The 1,323-nt window shown below is 64.6% G+C and carries 1 protein-coding gene; it reads left to right on the top strand.

Annotated elements, in window-relative coordinates:
• Window positions 1–1,182: group II intron reverse transcriptase/maturase (gene ltrA / locus ACG2LG_RS23850; RefSeq protein WP_396263374.1), on the top strand; the 1,182-nt coding region annotated here is incomplete at its 5' end.
• Window positions 1,183–1,323: the final 141 nt, after the last annotated feature.

The raw sequence follows: 1,323 nt of genomic DNA, 5'->3' as shown, positions 1-1,323 counted from the left end.
GCGCCGGGAATCGACGGCGTGGACTGGGCGGAGTATGGGGAGAACCTCGAGGAAAACCTGCTTGAGTTGGAATCGCGCCTGAGGGACGGGAAGTACCGAGCCCGTCCCGTCAAGCGCCGGTGGATCGCCAAACCGGGAAGCAGCAAGCTGCGACCGCTCGGCATCCCCGTGTTGGAAGACAAGATCGTGCAGCAGGCCGTGAGGATGATCCTCGAAGCCATCTGGGAGAACGACTTCGTCGATGAAAGCATCGGGTATCGTCCCGGACGCAAGCCCCGCCTGGCGAGCCAGGAACTCGGGGAAGCGCTCGACGACGGGACCCATCGCTGGGTCGTCGAAGCGGACATCCGGAGTTTCTTCGATCACCTCGATCACGGCTGGCTGATCCGAATGCTCGAAACGCGCGTCGCGGACCGTGGCCTGATCCGGCTGATCTGCAAATGGCTCCGTGCCGGGGTGATGGAAGATGGCTGGTGGACGCCCTCGAATGGGGGCACGCCGCAGGGCGGGATCATCTCGCCCTTGCTTGCCAACATCTATCTGCACTTCGTGCAGGACCTGTGGATCAAGCAGGTGGTGGCCAAGCGGAGCCGTGGCAGCGTGATGTTCCGAAGATATGCCGATGACAGCGTGGTCTGTTTCGAGAGGAAGGACGACGCCGAGGCCTACCTGAAGGCCCTGCCGGGGCGGCTGGAGAAATTCGGCCTGTCCTTGGCGGAGGAGAAGAGCGCACTGGTGAAGTTCAACCGGTGGGAGCCGGAAAGCAGCGGGAGGTTCACCTTCCTTGGCTTCGACTTCCACTGGCAACGGAGCCGGCGCAACCGCAGGCACGTCCGCGTGAGGCGGACGACCAACCCGAAGAAGTTCCGCTCCGCGTTGCGCGGGCTGAAGGACTGGCTGAAGAAGTCGCGGAGCCTCCGGCTCCCGGACCTGTTGGCCACCCTGAAGCGCAAGCTGCGCGGGCACTGGAACTACTACGGGGTGATTGGCAACTCGAAGCGGCTGTGGGTGATGGCGCACCACGTCAAGCGGCTGGTGTTCAAGTGGCTGAACCGTCGCAGCCAGCGGCGGAGCTTCACGTGGGCATCGTTCGCCAGGGCATGGGAGCGCTGGGACATCCCGCGGCCGCGGATCGTCGAGGAACCGATGCCATCGCGGTGGCAGACTCGACAAGGGGCATGAGCAAGGGTAAGAGAATGTCTGAAAACAGGACCAACCGCGTCGCGGTTCCGCTGCGCGTCCATCCGAGGAGCCCGGTGCGGTAGTTCCGCACGCCGGGATCTGCGAGGGGGGCGCCGGGCGACCGGCGTCCCTACCTCAATC

Source organism: Haloferula sp. A504 (assembly GCF_044385805.1).
Classification (GTDB): Bacteria; Verrucomicrobiota; Verrucomicrobiia; order Verrucomicrobiales; family Akkermansiaceae; genus Haloferula.
This window is presented reverse-complemented; position numbering and strand designations above follow the sequence as displayed.